12 protein-coding genes are annotated in these 15,191 nt (G+C 71.5%); 7 read left to right on the forward strand and 5 right to left on the reverse strand.

Translation table 11 applies throughout. The annotated features are described in order from the left end of the window. Positions 1-20: 20 nt before the first annotated feature. Complete coding sequence (locus ACYVJJ_RS03450; RefSeq protein ID WP_460831125.1) at positions 21-710, forward strand: glutathione binding-like protein; 690 nt, start codon at positions 21-23, stop codon at positions 708-710. Positions 711-1,094: 384 nt separating this feature from the next. On the opposite strand, the gene ACYVJJ_RS03455 is transcribed toward ACYVJJ_RS03450, so the two are convergent. The 3 genes from ACYVJJ_RS03455 to ACYVJJ_RS03465 are packed head-to-tail and all read right to left on the reverse strand — an operon-like array spanning position 1,095 to position 3,524. After that, positions 1,095-1,955 (reverse strand): pseudouridine synthase, encoded by an 861-nt coding sequence (locus ACYVJJ_RS03455; protein ID WP_460831127.1) that lies wholly within the window; start codon positions 1,953-1,955, stop codon positions 1,095-1,097. Between the two features lies 1 nt (position 1,956). Continuing rightward, positions 1,957-2,298 carry an EF-hand domain-containing protein gene (locus ACYVJJ_RS03460; protein WP_460831128.1) on the reverse strand — a complete coding sequence of 114 codons (342 nt, stop codon included), beginning with the start codon at positions 2,296-2,298 and terminating at the stop codon, positions 1,957-1,959. Positions 2,299-2,315: 17 nt separating this feature from the next. Further along, entirely contained in the window at positions 2,316-3,524 is a 1,209-nt protein-coding gene (locus ACYVJJ_RS03465) for a DesA family fatty acid desaturase (protein ID WP_460831130.1), read from the reverse strand. A 205-nt stretch (positions 3,525-3,729) separates the two neighbouring features. Here ACYVJJ_RS03465 and mutM point away from each other — a divergent pair, with 205 nt between their 5' ends. The 3 genes from mutM (at position 3,730) to ACYVJJ_RS03480 (ending at position 8,086) form a co-directional block, all read left to right on the forward strand. Further along, positions 3,730-4,542, forward strand: coding sequence for a bifunctional DNA-formamidopyrimidine glycosylase/DNA-(apurinic or apyrimidinic site) lyase (gene mutM / locus ACYVJJ_RS03470; protein ID WP_460831131.1), 813 nt, complete (start codon positions 3,730-3,732; stop codon positions 4,540-4,542). Positions 4,543-4,642: 100 nt separating this feature from the next. Next, positions 4,643-5,215: an ECF-type sigma factor gene (locus ACYVJJ_RS03475; protein WP_460831132.1), complete on the forward strand. Its 573-nt coding sequence runs from the start codon at positions 4,643-4,645 to the stop codon at positions 5,213-5,215. A gap of 24 nt (positions 5,216-5,239) precedes the next feature. Continuing rightward, a complete protein-coding gene (locus tag ACYVJJ_RS03480; RefSeq protein ID WP_460831134.1) occupies positions 5,240-8,086 on the forward strand; it encodes a serine/threonine-protein kinase in 2,847 nt (948 codons plus the stop codon). Between the two features lie 9 nt (positions 8,087-8,095). On the opposite strand, the gene ACYVJJ_RS03485 is transcribed toward ACYVJJ_RS03480, so the two are convergent. After that, complete coding sequence (locus tag ACYVJJ_RS03485) at positions 8,096-8,716, reverse strand: thymidine kinase (RefSeq protein WP_460831136.1); 621 nt, start codon at positions 8,714-8,716, stop codon at positions 8,096-8,098. A gap of 100 nt (positions 8,717-8,816) precedes the next feature. On the opposite strand from ACYVJJ_RS03485, the gene ACYVJJ_RS03490 reads away from it, so the two are divergent. The 3 genes from ACYVJJ_RS03490 to ACYVJJ_RS03500 all read left to right on the forward strand — a co-directional run bounded on the left by ACYVJJ_RS03490 (position 8,817) and on the right by ACYVJJ_RS03500 (position 11,562). Continuing rightward, positions 8,817-10,796, forward strand: a complete 1,980-nt coding sequence (locus ACYVJJ_RS03490) for a UvrD-helicase domain-containing protein (protein WP_460831138.1) — start codon at positions 8,817-8,819, stop codon at positions 10,794-10,796. 260 nt (positions 10,797-11,056) lie between these two features. Next, positions 11,057-11,338: a hypothetical protein gene (locus ACYVJJ_RS03495; RefSeq protein WP_460831139.1), complete on the forward strand. Its 282-nt coding sequence runs from the start codon at positions 11,057-11,059 to the stop codon at positions 11,336-11,338. After that, entirely contained in the window at positions 11,338-11,562 is a 225-nt protein-coding gene (locus tag ACYVJJ_RS03500) for a hypothetical protein (protein ID WP_460831140.1), read from the forward strand. Before ACYVJJ_RS03495 ends, ACYVJJ_RS03500 begins: the two co-directional genes overlap by 1 nt. Positions 11,563-11,628: 66 nt before the next feature. Here the strand turns inward: ACYVJJ_RS03500 and ACYVJJ_RS03505 are convergent, their stop codons facing one another. After that, the gene (locus ACYVJJ_RS03505; RefSeq protein WP_460831142.1) at positions 11,629-14,820 is read right to left on the reverse strand and encodes an autotransporter domain-containing protein; all 3,192 of its coding nucleotides are present in this window, start codon (positions 14,818-14,820) and stop codon (positions 11,629-11,631) included. Positions 14,821-15,191 lie beyond the last annotated feature (371 nt).

Below are 15,191 nucleotides of genomic sequence, written 5' to 3' on the forward strand. Positions count from 1 at the left end.
CATCCGGCACGGAGCACGCCATGATCGACCTCTACTACTGGGCCACGCCCAACGGCTACAAGCCGCGCCTGCTGCTCGAGGAGACGGGCCTGGAGCACCGCATCATCCCCGTCGACATCCGCGCCGGCGACCAGTTCAAGCCCGAGTTCCTCGCCATCGCGCCGAACAACCGCATCCCCGCGATCGTCGACCACGCGCCCACGGGCGGCGGTGCACCCCTCTCGCTGTTCGAGTCCGGCGCGATCCTGCTCTATCTGGCCGAGAAGACCGGCCGCTTCATCCCGCAGGACGTGCACGGCCGCGCCGAGGTGCTGCAGTGGCTGTTCTGGCAGATGGGCGGGCTCGGGCCGATGGCCGGGCAGAACGGGCACTTCAACGTGTACGCGCCGGAAAAGGTGCCCTACGCGATCGACCGCTACGTGCGCGAGACCGCACGGCTCTATGGCGTGCTCGACAAGCGGCTGGCCGATCGCGAGTTCGTCGCGGGCAGCGACTACTCCATCGCCGACATGGCGATCTATCCGTGGATCGTCCCGCACGAGGCCCACAAGCAGGACCTCGATGCCACGCCGAACCTCAAGCGCTGGTTCCTGCAGGTCGGCCAGCGCCCGGCGACGCAACGCGTGTACGAAGGCGCGGCGCAGTCCTACTCCAAGCCGCTGACCGACGAGGAACGCGCGATGCTGTTCGGGACGCCACCGGCGCGCTGAGCCGACCGGCCGCCGTCCATCGTGTCGAGAGCCGCCGCGCAGCCGCCGCGCGACCGGGCGCAGACACGGGCGGCCGGCCACCATTGGTGACTTGCAGATCGCCGTTCGCGGATCGCTGGCCGTTCGCGGATCGCTGTTCGCTGTTTGCCAAGATTCGACAGCCCCGATATCCGAAAGACCCGAAGGGCGGCGCACATGGATGTGCGCCGTCCGCACCCGAGCCAGGATGGCGAGTGTGCGGATCGCCGCGCACTCACCCGGTCGCGAGTTGTAGATTCTTCGGGGAAGCTGCTTTCTTTTGGTTACTTTTCTTTGCAGCCGCAAAGAAAAGTGACTCGGGCGCGCCAGCGCGCGAAACGCTCCTGCCGACAAAGCGCCGCACGCCTACAAAGAAAACCCGCTGACGAACGATCGACCCTCCCCGCTGAGCGGATCGTCGAACTCCACCCCCCGCGCCAGCAACTTCAACGGCCCATCCCCACCCCCGCCATAGATCGCATCCCCCACGATCGGCACCCCCAGCCCCGCCATCTGCACCCGCAGCTGGTGCTTGCGCCCGCTCACCGGCTCCAGCGCATACCGCCACACGGTCTCGCCGCGCTCGACGACATCGATCCGGCTGCAGGCATTCGGCACCCCGTCGACCTCCCGCATCGCGAAGAACGGCGAGCCGCGTTCGATCCGGCTCTCGCGCAGCAGGGGAAACACGAGGTGCGGCGCCGGCGGCGCGAGCGCTTCGTAGCACTTCCGGATCGCCCGCTCGCGAAACAGCGCGACGTACCGCTCGCGCGTCGCCGGCCGCAGCGAGAACAGCACCAGCCCCGCGGTCTCCCGATCGATCCGGTGCAGGGGCGCGATCGCCTCGACGCCCAGCCGGCGCACCAGGCGTGCCAGCAGCGTGTCGCTCGCGTAGCGGCCGGCAGGCATCACCGCGAGCCCGTGCGGCTTGTCGGCGACGGCGAGATCCTCGTCGACATGCACGAGCGTCTCGACGCCCGCGCAGGTCGGCTCGTGCGCGACCTCGCGGTAATAGAAGACGTCGCCTCCCCGCAGCAGCGGTGCCGCGCGATCGAGCGCGACACCCGTCGCATCGAGCACGCGGCCGCGATCGAACCGGTCGGCCCAGACCGCCTCGCCGATCGCGGGAAACCGGCGCCCCAGCGCCTCGAGCACGGTCGTGCCCTCCCCGGGCCGCAGCTGCACGCGGCTCGCGCCGACGCCGTCGATCGGCGGCGGACGGCGCACGTCAGCGCTGCGGTGGTGCGGCGAGCTCGCGCGGGTCGAGGAATCCGCTGCGGTCGCGGTCCTGCTTCGCGAACGTGGCCGCGAGGCGCCGGCGATGCTCGTCGAGGCTCACCGCCGTGCCGCGGCCGCCCGGGAGTTCATGGGTGGCGATGATGCCGTCGCGGTCGACATCCATGCGCTCGAAGGCATAGCCCATCCACGCCTGGAACTCGGCGAGCGAGACGCGGCGGTCGCCGTCGGTGTCGAGCCGCGCGAAGTAATCGCCGCTCGACGTCACCGGCGGCGCGGCGAGCGCGGCCGCCGCCAGAAACAGGCCGGCCGCGCCCGGGAGCGCGGCCGTCATGCGGAACCGGCGCGCCATCAGGCGGCCGCGGGCGCCAGGGCGTAACCCTTCAGGCGCGCGGAGAACTGCTGCAGCGACGCGATGCCGCTGGCCTCGGCCTCCTGGCACCAGGCCTGGAGCCGCGCGAGCGTCGCCTTGGCATCGTGCGAGCGGTCGTCGAGCACCTGCTGCAGCCGCGCGCGGTATGCCGCGATCGTGGCGAGCTTCGGGCGCTCGGCGATGAAGGCCTGCAGGCGCGCGCGCTTCTCGTCATCGAGCCAGCGGCCGTCGTCGGCGAGTGCCTTGCGCAGCTTCGACGGCAGCAGCGAACGCGCCTTCGCGCCGGCCGCGGCCGCGTCCTCGCGCAGTGCGGGCAGGGTGACGGTGCGGTAGTAGTCGGTCATCGCCTGGAAGCGGATGGCCAGCAGCGCCTTGAGCGTCTCACCGTCGGGCATCGCGATATTCGGGCGTACGTCGAGCGTCGGCGCGACGCGCAGCACCTTCGCGAGGCCCAGGGTCTCGAGCGCCCGGATCGCGGCCCAGCCGATGTCGAACTCCCACTTGCGCAGCGCGAACTTCGCGCTCGACGGGAAGGCGTGGTGGTTATTGTGCAGTTCCTCACCGCCGATCCACACACCCCACGGCGTGAGGTTGGTGGCGGTGTCAGTGGTCTCGAAATTGCGGTAGCCCCACCAGTGGCCGAGGCCATTGACGACGCCGGCGGCCCAGAACGGGATCCACGCCATCTGGATCGCCCACACGGCGACGCCCTTGAAGCCGAACAGCGCGAAGCTGATGAACAGCAAGGCGGTCGGGCCCATCGTCGCGAACGGCGTATAGAGGTTGCGCTCGATCCAGTCGTCCGGGCAGCCCTTGCCGTACTTTTCGATGTCGGCGCGCTCGGCACGCGCGGCGCGGTAGAGCTCGACGCCACGCCAGAACACGACCTTGATGCCCTTGTGCATCGGCGAATGCGGGTCGTCCTCGGTCTCGCACTTGGCGTGGTGCTTGCGATGGATCGCCGCCCACTCCTTGGTGATCATCGAGGTGGTGAGCCAGCACCAGAACCGGAAGAAGTGCGCGAGCACCGGGTGGAAGTCCACCGCTCGGTGCGCCTGCGAGCGGTGCAGGTAGAGGGTGACGGTGAAGATGGTGAGCTGCGTGGCGACCAGCAGGTAGACCAGCATCGATCCCCAGCCCAGCTGCAGAAGCCCGCCGGCCAGGAAATCGGCAATTGCGAAGGACATCAGACACTCCGGATGTAAGCGGCCTGGAAGCGGCCGTGCCGCACGGCGGCACCGCCATGATGCCATCGCGCATCGCCTCCGGCGTCGGCGTGAAGTGAGCAGGCGGCCTGCGGTTCAGACCGCGCGATCGGCGTGAAAGCGGCGCTGCGCTTGGCTTCGCGCCGGCCGCCACCATCTCGATGCAGGCCTTCCCGCATTCGCGCCCATGCCCGAGCTCCCCGAAGTCGAGACCACCCGCCGCGGCCTCGCGCCGCATGTGCGCGGCCGCCGCATCGCGGGCGTCACCCTGCGCCGCCCGGACCTGCGCTGGCCGATCCCGGACGAGGTGCGCGAGCGCCTGCCGGGCGAGCGCATCGATGACGTGCGTCGCCGCGCCAAGTACCTGCTGCTCGACACCGCCGCCGGCAGCGCGGTGCTGCACCTGGGCATGTCCGGTGCGCTGCGCGTGCTGCCGGGCGACACGCCGCTGCGCGCGCACGACCATGTCGACCTCGTGCTCGACGACGGCCGCGTGCTGCGTTTCAACGATCCGCGCCGCTTCGGCTGCCTGCTGTGGCAGCCCGCGGGCGAGACCCATCCGCTGCTCGCGGGCCTCGGGCCGGAGCCGTTGTCCGACGATTTCGACGGCGACCATCTCTGGCGCCTGTCACGCGGGCGCAGCGCACCGGTGAAGACGTTCCTGATGGACCAGGCGGTGGTCGTCGGCGTCGGCAACATCTATGCGGCCGAGGCCCTGTTCATGGCCGGCCTCGCGCCGCTGCGCGAGGCCGGCAAGGTCTCGCGCGAGCGCTACGCCCGGCTCGCCGATGCAGTGAAGGCGATCCTGGCCTACGCCATCGAGCGCGGCGGCACCACGCTGCGCGACTTCATCAGCCCCGACGGCGCACCGGGCTACTTCGAGCAGGAGCTGTCGGTCTACGGGCGCGGCGGCGCGCCGTGCAAGACCTGCGGGCGCGTGCTGCGGCAGGCGTCGATCGGGCAGCGCGCGAGCGTCTGGTGCGCCGGCTGCCAGCGCTGACCGCCGGTCGCACGGCGGCCGCCGGCCGTGCGACCGGTTCCCCGTCGCGGCCGGCCGTGCGCGGACCGCGGCGTATAGTCCCCGGCGGAGGAATGCTTCGATGAGCGACAAGGCCGAGATCACCCAATGGCTGGGCGCCGCGCGCGAGGGCGATCGCGGCGCGCTCGACCGCGTGCTCGGCACGCTCTACGACGAGCTGCACGCGATGGCGCGACGCCAGCTCGCCGGCCAGCACGAGCAGACCCTCGATGCGACCGCGCTCGTGCACGAGGCGTATCTGAAGCTCATCGGCAGCCACGGCGCGCAGTTCGGCGACCGCGCGCACTTCTTCGCCTATGCCGCCACCGCCATGCGCAGCGTGGTGGTCGATCATGTGCGCCAGCGCCTCGCGCAGAAGCGGGGCGGCGACATGGAGCGCGTGACGTCGATCCCCGAGGACGGCGAGGGCGCGATCCGCCTCGACGAGGACCTGCTCGCGCTCGACAGCGCGCTCGACCGCCTCGCCGCGATCGACCCGCGCCTGGCACAGGTGGTGGAGTTGCGCTACTTCGGCGGCCTGTCCGAACTCGAGATCGCCGCGCTGCAGGACCGCTCCGAGCGCTCGATCCGCCGCGACTGGCAGAAGGCGCGCCTGTTCCTGCTGGCGAGCCTGGACGACGACGAGGCCGCCTGAGCCCGTCCACACCGCCGTAGATCCATGGACGCCGAACGCTGGCGGCGCCTGTCGCCGCACCTCGACGAGCTGCTCGAGCTCGATCCGCCCGCGCGCGGCGACCGCCTCGCGGCGATCGCGGCCGGCGACGCCGTGCTCGGCGCGGAGCTCGCGAAGATGCTCGCCCTCGAGGACGGCCGCGACGACTTCCTCGCCGAGCCGCTGCTCCCGCCCAAGCCGACGCTGAGCGAGGGCAGCGAGGTCGGCCCCTACCGGCTGGAGAACCTGCTCGGCGAGGGCGGGATGGGCCAGGTCTGGTGCGCCTCGCGCGCCGACGGGCTCTACCAGCGCCGTGTCGCGCTCAAGCTGCTGCGCCCGGGGCTCACGGACGAGAACCTGCGCCTGCGCTTCGCGCGCGAGCGGCAGATCCTCGCGCGCCTCGCGCATCCGCACATCGCCGGCCTGCTCGACGCCGGCGTCAGCGGCGAGGGCATTCCGTACCTCGCGCTCGAGTACGTCGAGGGCGAGCCGATCACGCGCTACTGGAAGCGCCTGGACGTTCCGCTCGACGCGCGCCTGCGCATGTTCCGCCAGGTCTGCGCGGCGGTGACGCATGCGCACGCGAACCTCGTCGTGCACTGCGACCTCAAGCCGTCGAACATCCTCGTGACGCGCGACGGCCAGGTGCGCCTGCTCGACTTCGGCATCGCCAAGCTGCTCGACGGCGGCGCCCCGCGCAGCGATGCCACCCGCACCGGCGCACGGGCCTTCACCCTGCACTACGCGGCGCCCGAGCAGATCCGCGGTGAGACGGTCACCACGATGACCGACGTCTACTCGCTCGGCGTGGTGCTCTACGAGCTGCTGACCGGCACGAAGCCCTATCGGCTCAAGCGCCAGTCCGACGCCGAATGGGAGGAGGCGATCCTCGCGCATGACCCGGTGCGTCCGTCGGTGATGGTGCAGCGCCAGTCGGAGTTGCAGGCCGACCGCGGCGAGCGCCAGAGCCTGCGTCGCCGCGCGCGGCGGCTGGTCGGCGACCTCGACAACATCGTGATGCGCACGCTGTGCAAGTCGCCGGAGGAGCGCTACCCGTCGGTCGAGGCGCTCAGCCAGGACCTGCTGCGCCACCTCGAGGGCCGGCCGGTCGAGGCGCGGCCGCAGAGCCTCGTCTACCGCGCCGGCAAGTATTTCTCGCGCCATCGCTGGGCGCTCGCCGGCGGCAGCACCGCAGTGCTCGTGGTCGGCCTGGGCGTAGGCATGATCCTCTCGCAGAGCCGCGAGGCGGTGGAGGAAGCGCAGCGCGCGCAGGCGATGCGGGGGTTCATTTTCGGCGTCTTCGAAGAAGCCGGCGACGCGCGCGACGGCCGCGCGCTCGACCTGCCCGGCCTGCTCGATGCGGCGGTGGTACGCGGCGACCGCGAGCTCGCGCGCGAGCCCCGCGCGCATGCGGAGCTGCTCGGGCTGGTGGCGCGCCTGCGCACGGGCCTGGGCGACTACGCGCAGGCGGCGACGCTGCTCGAACGCCAAGCGATGCTGCTGCGGCGTGCGCAGGACGCGCCGCCGAGCCTGTGGCTCGAGGCGACCGCCCAGCGCGGCGACCTGCTGCGGCGCCTGGGTACGCCGAAGCGCTGCATCGCGGTCATGCAGCCCCTGCACGCCACCGCGCAGACGCAGCAGGTGCAGCTGCCCGCGCAGGCGGCCGAGTTCTATGCGCAGCTCGGCCGTTGCCGGCGCGCGACCGGCGACACCGCGAGCGCGCGCGACCTGTTCGTGCAGGCACTCACGCTGCGCCGCCGCGTGCGTGCGCCCGGCGCGGCGGTCGCGGAAATCGAGAGCCGCCTCGACCTCGCGAGCCTGCAGGCCGATCGCGCCGAATACACGGATGCACTGCGCGGCTACCGCGCTGCGCGCTCGCGCCTCGATGCCGAGGTCGGGCCGCGCCATCCACTGCAGGTCGACATCGGCCGGCAGATCGCCGCGGTCGAGCGGCGCCATGGCCATCCGGGCCGCGCCGAGCGCGAGCTCGTGCGTGCGCTAGGCGTCGCCCAGGACCTGCTCGGAACGCAGCATCCGGTGACGCTGCAGGTACGGCGCGAGCTCGGCGACGCGCTGATCGACCAGTTCCGCTTCCGCGACGCTGCGCTGCCGCTGCGCCGCCGCCACGCGATGCTGACCGCGCGCCTCGGTGCGCAGCATCCGGACCTGCGCGAGAGCCATCGGGTCATCGCGCGGGTCGAATGGGAACTCGGCCGCCTGCCGGCCGCGCTCGACGCGCTGGAGTCGGCGCTCGCGATCAGCCGCCACGTGGGCGATGGCGAGGGCGCCGCGGCGAGCCTGCAGGCCTACGGCGAGATGCTGCACCAGGCCGGCCGCAGCGAGGAAGCGCTGCCGGTGCTCGAGCAGGCGCGCGATCTGCGCATCGCCTTCCATGGCGCCTCGCACTGGACGGTGGCCGACATCGACCGCGCGATCGGCGAGGCCGATGCCGCGCTCGGTCGGGCCGGCGCGTTGCCGCGGCTGGTGCGCGCGGTGCATTTCCTGCGGCTCGGCCTCGGCCCATCGCATGCGAAGACCCGTCTTGCACGCCTGCAGCTCGCGCGCCAGCAGGCGGCGCACGGCGATCCGGCGGGCCTGCCCGTGCTCGACGTGCTCGCCGCCACGGGCCGGGGCTCCGCGCAGGCGCAGCCGCTCGCCTGGCGCGCCGCCGCCTATGCCGACGCGATCCGCTGCGGCGGTCGCGACGATGCGGCCACGCGGCATCTCGCGCGCCTGCTGGGGCATGTGCGCCTCGCGCAGCCCGACGGCTCCATCGTGCAACGCGAGATCGCGCAGCTGCTGCGGCAGTGCCGGCGCCCGCGCGAGAGCTTCATGCCGACCGGCTCGGCCTGAGCCGCGACGCTAGAGGTCGAGCGCGCCCTGTAGCGGCTCGATCGCGCCTTCGCCGCGCGTGATCTGCTTGAACTGCGCGCGCGAGACCGACACGTAACGCTCGTTGCCGCCGATCTCCACCTGCGGGCCGTCCTGCACGGCGAAGCCCTGCGCATCGACGCGCACCGTCATCGTCGCCTTCTTGCCGGTGTGGCAGATCGTCTTGATCTCGTCGAGCTCGTCGGCCCAGGCCAGCAGGTACTGCGAGCCCTCGAACAGCTCACCGCGGAAATCCGTGCGCAGCCCGTAGCACAGCACCGGCACGCGCAGGGCATCGACCACCTCACTCAGCTGCCAGACCTGCGAGCGCGTGAGGAACTGCGCCTCGTCGACCAGCACGCAGTGCAGCGCGCCATGCGCGGCGATGTCGCGGCGGATGCAACCTTCGAGGTCGTCGTCGCGCGAGAACGCCACCGCCTCGGCGCGCAGGCCGATGCGCGAGGCGACCACCCCGACGCCGTCGCGGTGGTCGAGGGCGGGCGTCAGGATCGCCACGCGCATGCCACGCTCGCGGTAGTTGTGCGCGGACTGCAGCAGCGTGGTGGTCTTACCGGCGTTCATCGCCGAGTAGTAGAAGTACAGCTTCGCCATGCGCGAAGTGTAGTGGGCGCGGCGGCGCCGCTCCACGTTGAACCCATTCAGGACGGCACGCCCGGCTCGGGCACAATACGCCGCCCGATCGGGTGGACCCATGCACGGCCTCAATCCTCCCCAGCGCGCCGCCGTCGAGCACTGCGACGGCCCCCTGCTCGTCCTCGCCGGCGCCGGCAGCGGCAAGACGCGCGTGATCGTCGAGAAGATCGCGCACCTGATCGCCTCGAACCGGATGCCCGCCAAGCGCATCGCCGCGATCACGTTCACCAACAAGGCGGCGAAGGAGATGCGCGAGCGCGTCGCCAAGCGCATCCGCGGTGACGCCGCCGAAGGCCTGACGATCTGCACCTTCCACGCGCTCGGGCTGAAGTTCCTGCAGATCGAGCATGCGAAGGCCGGCCTGCGCCGTGGCTTCTCGATCTTCGATTCGGACGACAGCGCCGCGCAGATCAAGGACCTGCTGCCCGCCGGCAGCAAGCCCGATGTGATCGACGGCGTGCGTGGCCTCATCTCGCGCGCGAAGAACGCGGGCCTCTCGCCGGAGGAGGCGATGCGCGAGGCGCGCAGCCCGCGCGAGATCGACGCCGCGACCGTCTACGACCTCTACCAGCAGCGCCTGTCGAGCTTCAACGCGGTCGACTTCGACGACCTCATCCGCCTGCCCGTGCAACTGCTCGAGGCCGACGACGACATGCGCCTGGCCTGGCGCGAGCGCATCGGCTACCTGCTCGTCGATGAATGCCAGGACACCAACGACGCGCAGTACCGCCTGCTCAAGGCGCTCGCCGGGCCGCGCGGGCTGTTCACCTGCGTAGGCGACGACGACCAGTCGATCTACGCCTGGCGCGGCGCGAACCCGGACAACCTGCTGCAGCTCTCGAAGGATTATCCGAGCCTGCGCATCGTCAAGCTCGAGCAGAACTACCGCTGCTCCAATCGCGTGCTGCGCGCGGCGAATGCGCTGATCGCCAACAACCCGCACGAGCACCTCAAGACGCTGTGGTCCGACCAGGCGGACGGCGAGCGCATCCGCATCTGGGAGTGCCGCGATGCGGCGCACGAGGCCGAGCGCATCGCCGCGGAGATCCAGTTCATCGCCGCGAGCACGCGCGCGCCTTGGAGCGATTTCTGCCTGCTGTTCCGCGGCAACTTCCAGAGCCGCGCGCTGGAGAAGGCGCTGCAGCTGCAGCGCGTGCCGTATCACCTGTCCGGTGGCACGGCGTTCCTCGATCGCGGCGAGGTCAAGGACGTGCTCGCCTGGCTGCGCCTGCTGGCCAATCCGGACGACGACGCCGCCTTCCTGCGCGCGGTGCAGAACCCCAAGCGCGAGGTCGGCGCCGGCACGCTGGCCAAGCTCGCGGAGCTGTCGGGGCAGGCGCACATGCCGATGGCCCGCGCGATCGAGAACGTCGGCGCGCTCAAGGCCCTGCCGCCGCGGGCCGGCAATGCGCTCGACACCTTCGCCTCGCTGGTGCGCCAGTTGCGCGCGAAGTCGAATGCCCTCACGCCCGCCGAGCTCGTTCGCGAGGTCGCCGAACGCAGCGGCCTGCTCGCATCGGTGCGCGCGCAGTGCAAGGACGAGGCGAGCTTCCAGCGCCGCAAGGCGAACATCGAGGAACTCGCCGGCTGGTTCGATGGCGCCCGCAATGCCGGCCCCGGCGAGCTCGCCGCGTCGCTGGCATTGCTGTCGCATGCCGACAAGGGCGAGGCCGGCAACCAGGTGCGGTTGATGAGCCTGCACGCGGCCAAGGGCCTGGAGTTCCGCTACGTCTTCATCGTCGGGCTCGAGGACGGCACGCTGCCGCACGAGGCGAGCCTCGACGAGGGCCGCCTCGACGAGGAGCGCCGCCTGCTCTACGTCGGCATCACCCGCGCGAAGGAACGGCTCTGGATGTCGTACTCCAAGCGCGCGGAACGCTGGGGCGAGGTGCTGCGCCTCAAGCCGAGCCGCTTCCTCGACGAGCTCCCTGCCGCGGAGCTGCAGCGCGACGGCGCCGACCCCGTGGCCGACGCCGAGAACAAGAAGGCGCGCGCCGACGCGGGCTTCGCGGCGATCCGCGCGCTGCTCGAGGGCTGATCGCGCATCCATGCCCCAGCGGCGCGACGCACGCAGCGGCCGCCGGCGGGGTGCGATCGGCGGGGCGAATGCGTCGACGCCGAAATGGGGCGTTCCGTTCGAAGGACGGATGCCGGAAGCTACGACCGCTCCGCCGCTGATGGCGCGGGGATCCGCCGCTCTGTGACGCAGGACCCGCTGCGGGCGTGGCGCGGATGGCGTGCGGCCAGCTTTCGCGCACAATCGGCCGTCTGGCGAAAGGGAGAGGGGGCTCCGTTCGCATGCAGTACTTCGGCTTCGTCACCCGCGGTCCCGACCGCCGCTATCGCGTGCGGCTGGTGGACCTGCCCGACTGTACGATCCCGGCCTGCGGGGTGGGCGATCTCGTCGACACCGTGCGCGCCGCCGTCGATGCCTGGCTGCGCACCCGCACGACGGCCCTGCCGCCGCCGACCGGCGCGACCCAGCTGCCGCGGCTCGACCACGACGACGACGGCTACTGGATGCTGTTCGACCTCACGCCGGTGCTGACCGGCTTCGTTCCGGGCATCGCGCGGCCCTGATGGAGCGTTTCGTCTACCTCGCGATCGGCACGCTGCTGGTCGGCGTCGGCCTGCGCTCCATCGTGCGCCGCGAGGTGGCGGTATCGCTCGGCTGGTTCATGCCCATGCGCTTCGTCGACGAGCACGATGATCAGGTCGGCGTCACCGGCTGCCCAGCGATTCTGGTCGGCTGCGGCGAGATCGCCGTGGGCCTGTGGTTCTGGCGGCTCGCCGCGCGGGGCTGAGCGCAGTCGACTGTCGTAATGAAGAAGGGCGGCGAAGCCGCCCTTCTTCGTGTTGCATCACAGGATTCAGAACGAGACGGTCAGACGTGCGTCGAGCCCGTGGTCGCGCGACTCGTCGCCGAACTCGCCGCGGTAGCCGACTTCGACCAGCGAGCGCGGGCCGATCCAAGCGCCGAGCCCGGCGTTGAAGGTCACCGCCTTCGCGGCGAGCGCTGCACTGCGCACCGTGAACGCGTTGCCGCCGGTCCACGAGGCCTGCGTCGCGGCATCGAGATCGCCACTGGCATGGCGATAGCCGAGCCCGCCGAGCAGGCGCAGGCCACCGGCCTGCTGGCCGGTGCCGAGCAGCTCCGCGCCGAAGCGCAGGCCGGCCTCGGCGAGGTTGACCCGGCTCTCGTTCGCACCGAACGTGAGCGCGGCGCTGCCGCCGACCTCGGCGAACGCATCGCTGTCCACGCGCACGTGGGCGACCTGCGCATACGGCTCGAGCGACCAGCTTCCGCGATCGATGCGGTAGCCGGCCTCGAGGAAGGCCTGCACCGTCTCCGCGCGATAGTCCGACGTGAGCGTCTGCCGCAGCGCACCGGCCGCGACCTCGCGGCGGAGCGCGACGTCGTGGCGACCGATCGCCGCGCCGCCACGCAGGTCGATCGCGCCGAGGCGCGCGCCGGCATGCACGCCGACGTGACGATCGTTGCTGTCGCCGCGCGAGGTGCGGTCCGGCATCGCGATGTCGACGCGGCCGGCGCCCGCCAGCACGCCGAGCGTCACGCCGCTGCCGGTGGCGTGCTCGAACCCGGCGAGGAAGCCGCGGCCCTCGGTCTCGATCGACGCGCCATTGCCGTCGGCCTGCACGTCGCCGCCGGCCGACAGCGCCTGCGCCCACAGCCGCGTGCCGCCGGCATCGCCTTCGGCCTGCACGGGCATGCGGTGGAGTGCGGCGTCGCGCACATGGCGGCTGGCGTCCACCATGGCACTGCGCAGGCCGGCATGGCCTTCGCCGCTGAGCGCATCGAAGGCGGCCGGTGCCTGCGCCGCCGACAGCTGCGTGAGCGCGCCGGCGAGCGGCGAGGTCAGCGCGAGCGCGTCGGCTGCGCGCGCCACCTCGGCCTGGTTCGTGGTCTGCGCGGCGGTCGCCAGTGCGCGGCCGCGCACCACGTCCAAGCCCACGCCGGTGCCGGCGTAGCGCAGCTGGAATGCCAGGAACGGCGAGAAGCCGGCGGACTGCACGCCCGCGAACTGGCCGGTGACGCCACCCGTCGCGGTCAGCAGGCTGTACCGCTGGCCGAGCAGGTAGAGGCTCGGGTCGATCGCCGACAGTTGCACGGTGCCGCCCTGCAGGACGGCATTGCCGTTCACCGCGATGCGGTCGGACGCGCCGCTCGCCCCCAGCTCGGCCGCGAACACCGAGCCCGCGCCCTGCGTGTAGGTGCCGTTGACGGTGAGCGTGCCGATCGAATTGCCCGGCGCGATCGTGCCGAGCACGGTGAGCGTGCCGACGCTGCCGGCGCCGCCCAGGCGGCCGCCTGCGTTGACGCGGGTGGCCGCGCCGCTGACGCTACCGTTGATGCTCGCCACGCCGCCGCCGTTGACGGTGAGCGGCGCGCCGATCAGGCGGCCGTTGAGCAGGAGCACCGCATCGACGTCGACGCCGCCGCCGAGCGCATTGTCGCCGTCGAGTTCGAGCACGCCCTGGCGCACGTGCGCGCCAGCAAACGTGTTGTCACCGGACAGGCGCAGCCAGCCCGCGCCGGACTTAGTCAGGCGGCCGGGGCCGCCGATGTCGTTGGTCCAGTCGTCCCAGGCGAGGCCCGCCCAGGTCTTGTGGCCGCCGGCGCGCGCATTCATCACTACGTCGGTGTCCACGCGCAGCAGGCCCGGGCCCTCGATCGCCTTGCGCAGGTCCATCAGGCCCCAGCCGTAGACGTCGTCGACGCCGGCTTCGCCGAGGTCGGTGGCGGTGGTCAGGAGCACGTCGCGGATCTGCGGATTGTCGAGGTACGGGTAGCGCTCCATCAGCAGCGCGAGCGCGCCGGTGACGTGCGGGGCCGCCATCGACGTGCCGGTGAGGTCGCCGTAGTCGTAGTCGGGCTGCGCGCCGGTGATGTCGAGGCCGACGACGTAGCCGTCCGCATCGCGCAGCACTTCGCCCTCGATCGCGCCGCCGACCACGGTCGAGGTGATGTCGGTGCCCGGCGCGGTGATGCACCAGTCCTTCGCGAGGCCGCAGATGCTCGAGCTGCCGTCGAGCTCGCCTGTCCAGCTGAGGTTCGCGACGCTCAGCCAGTACTTCTCGAGGCCCGGCACGTAGCGCGGCAGCGTGGCGTAGATGCCTGCGATCGCGCCGTCGTTGTTGCCGGCGGCGAACACCTGCAGCAGGCCGTTGCGCAGCGACGGGTCGGCATAGGTCTGGAAGTACCCGGCGACGCCGTCCAGTCCGTAGAGCTCGTCCATCTCGTCGGCGGATGCCGGCTCCACGCTCAGGCCCCAACTGTGGTTGATGGCGCGCACGCCCTGCTGCGCCATCTGCGCGTACATGCTCGCGACCGCGCTGCTGTCGGGACCGATGGCGTACGACTCACCGCTGGGATCGCCGACGAGCGCCCAGAAGTCGATGTAGCTGTTGGAGAACAGGCGCGCGGTCGACAGGTCGGCACCGAAGGCGACGCCGTGCGTGCCCGCGCCGTCGCGGTTGGCGAGCATCGTGCCCGCCACGTGCGTGCCATGCGTGGAGTACTGGAAGCCGGCGATCGACTCGAGGTACTCGGGTACCCAGTCGTAGAAGTAGCCGATGTCGACGAGGTACTGCACGAGCGCACGGTCTTCGTCGGTGTAGTGGAAGTAGTCCACCGCGACGCTGCCGCCGTCGGAGACGAAGCAGGCGTCGTCGCCGTAGAGCAGCGTGGTGTTCGTACAGGCGCTGCCGTCGCCGAGGCGGTCGGCGATGCGCAGGCTGCGGTTCTGCTTGCCGGCGAAGTCGCCGTGGCCGAGGTCGACCCCGCTGTCGAAGATGCCCAGCCGCACGCCGCGGCCGGTCAGGCCGCGCGCATAGGCGTACTGCGCATTGATCGCGGCGAGGCCCCAGTCGGCGCTGAACTCGTCGGTGACCCAGCTGTCCGGGTCGCCCGCGCGGCCGGTCTCGGCCTGCTGGGCATGGGCGGCCGGGGCCGCGGCAAAGGCGAGCGTGCCGGCGACGGCACACGAGAGCAGTGAGCGCGCCAGCCCCGTCCGGGCGCGGCTCGTGTCGCGAGTCTTCATTGGATCCCCTGGTGCGAACGCGGCCCGCGCGGTCTGGATGACGGCGGCGCCGGCCGCCGGCGGTGCCGGCGGGAGCCGCTTTTTACGGGAGCAGCTGGGGCCTGTCCAGCATTTGTGTGACAGTCTCCGCAGAGTTGCTCTTTCGCATGGCCTTAGTTAGACCGCTATTCCGTTAAGGGTGACGCCGGTCTAACCGAAATTCAATAACTTATCGCCATGTCTGCATCCATTGCCTAAAGCCGTAACGCTTTATTAAGATGGCCGCGTCCGGTTCGCCGGTCCTGTCCAACTGTCGTTGTCTGCCGGCCCGCCGGCATTTCGAGGAGGCTCCGGCCTCCTTTTTCTTTGCCCGTCCAGCGGCCGTGGCGGAT

Source organism: Lysobacter humi (ex Lee et al. 2017) (assembly GCF_054781815.1).

Bases quoted from the DNA above. Each gene is read 5' to 3' on its own strand.
- ACYVJJ_RS03450 (WP_460831125.1), top strand. From the start codon at position 21: ATGATCGACCTCTACTACTGGGCCACGCCCAACGGCTACAAGCCGCGC.
- ACYVJJ_RS03460 (WP_460831128.1), bottom strand. From the start codon at position 2,298: ATGACGGCCGCGCTCCCGGGCGCGGCCGGCCTGTTTCTGGCGGCGGCC.
- ACYVJJ_RS03465 (WP_460831130.1), bottom strand. From the start codon at position 3,524: ATGTCCTTCGCAATTGCCGATTTCCTGGCCGGCGGGCTTCTGCAGCTG.
- mutM (WP_460831131.1), top strand. From the start codon at position 3,730: ATGCCCGAGCTCCCCGAAGTCGAGACCACCCGCCGCGGCCTCGCGCCG.
- ACYVJJ_RS03475 (WP_460831132.1), top strand. From the start codon at position 4,643: ATGAGCGACAAGGCCGAGATCACCCAATGGCTGGGCGCCGCGCGCGAG.
- ACYVJJ_RS03480 (WP_460831134.1), top strand. From the start codon at position 5,240: ATGGACGCCGAACGCTGGCGGCGCCTGTCGCCGCACCTCGACGAGCTG.
- ACYVJJ_RS03485 (WP_460831136.1), bottom strand. From the start codon at position 8,716: ATGGCGAAGCTGTACTTCTACTACTCGGCGATGAACGCCGGTAAGACC.
- ACYVJJ_RS03490 (WP_460831138.1), top strand. From the start codon at position 8,817: ATGCACGGCCTCAATCCTCCCCAGCGCGCCGCCGTCGAGCACTGCGAC.
- ACYVJJ_RS03495 (WP_460831139.1), top strand. From the start codon at position 11,057: ATGCAGTACTTCGGCTTCGTCACCCGCGGTCCCGACCGCCGCTATCGC.
- ACYVJJ_RS03500 (WP_460831140.1), top strand. From the start codon at position 11,338: ATGGAGCGTTTCGTCTACCTCGCGATCGGCACGCTGCTGGTCGGCGTC.
- ACYVJJ_RS03505 (WP_460831142.1), bottom strand. From the start codon at position 14,820: ATGAAGACTCGCGACACGAGCCGCGCCCGGACGGGGCTGGCGCGCTCA.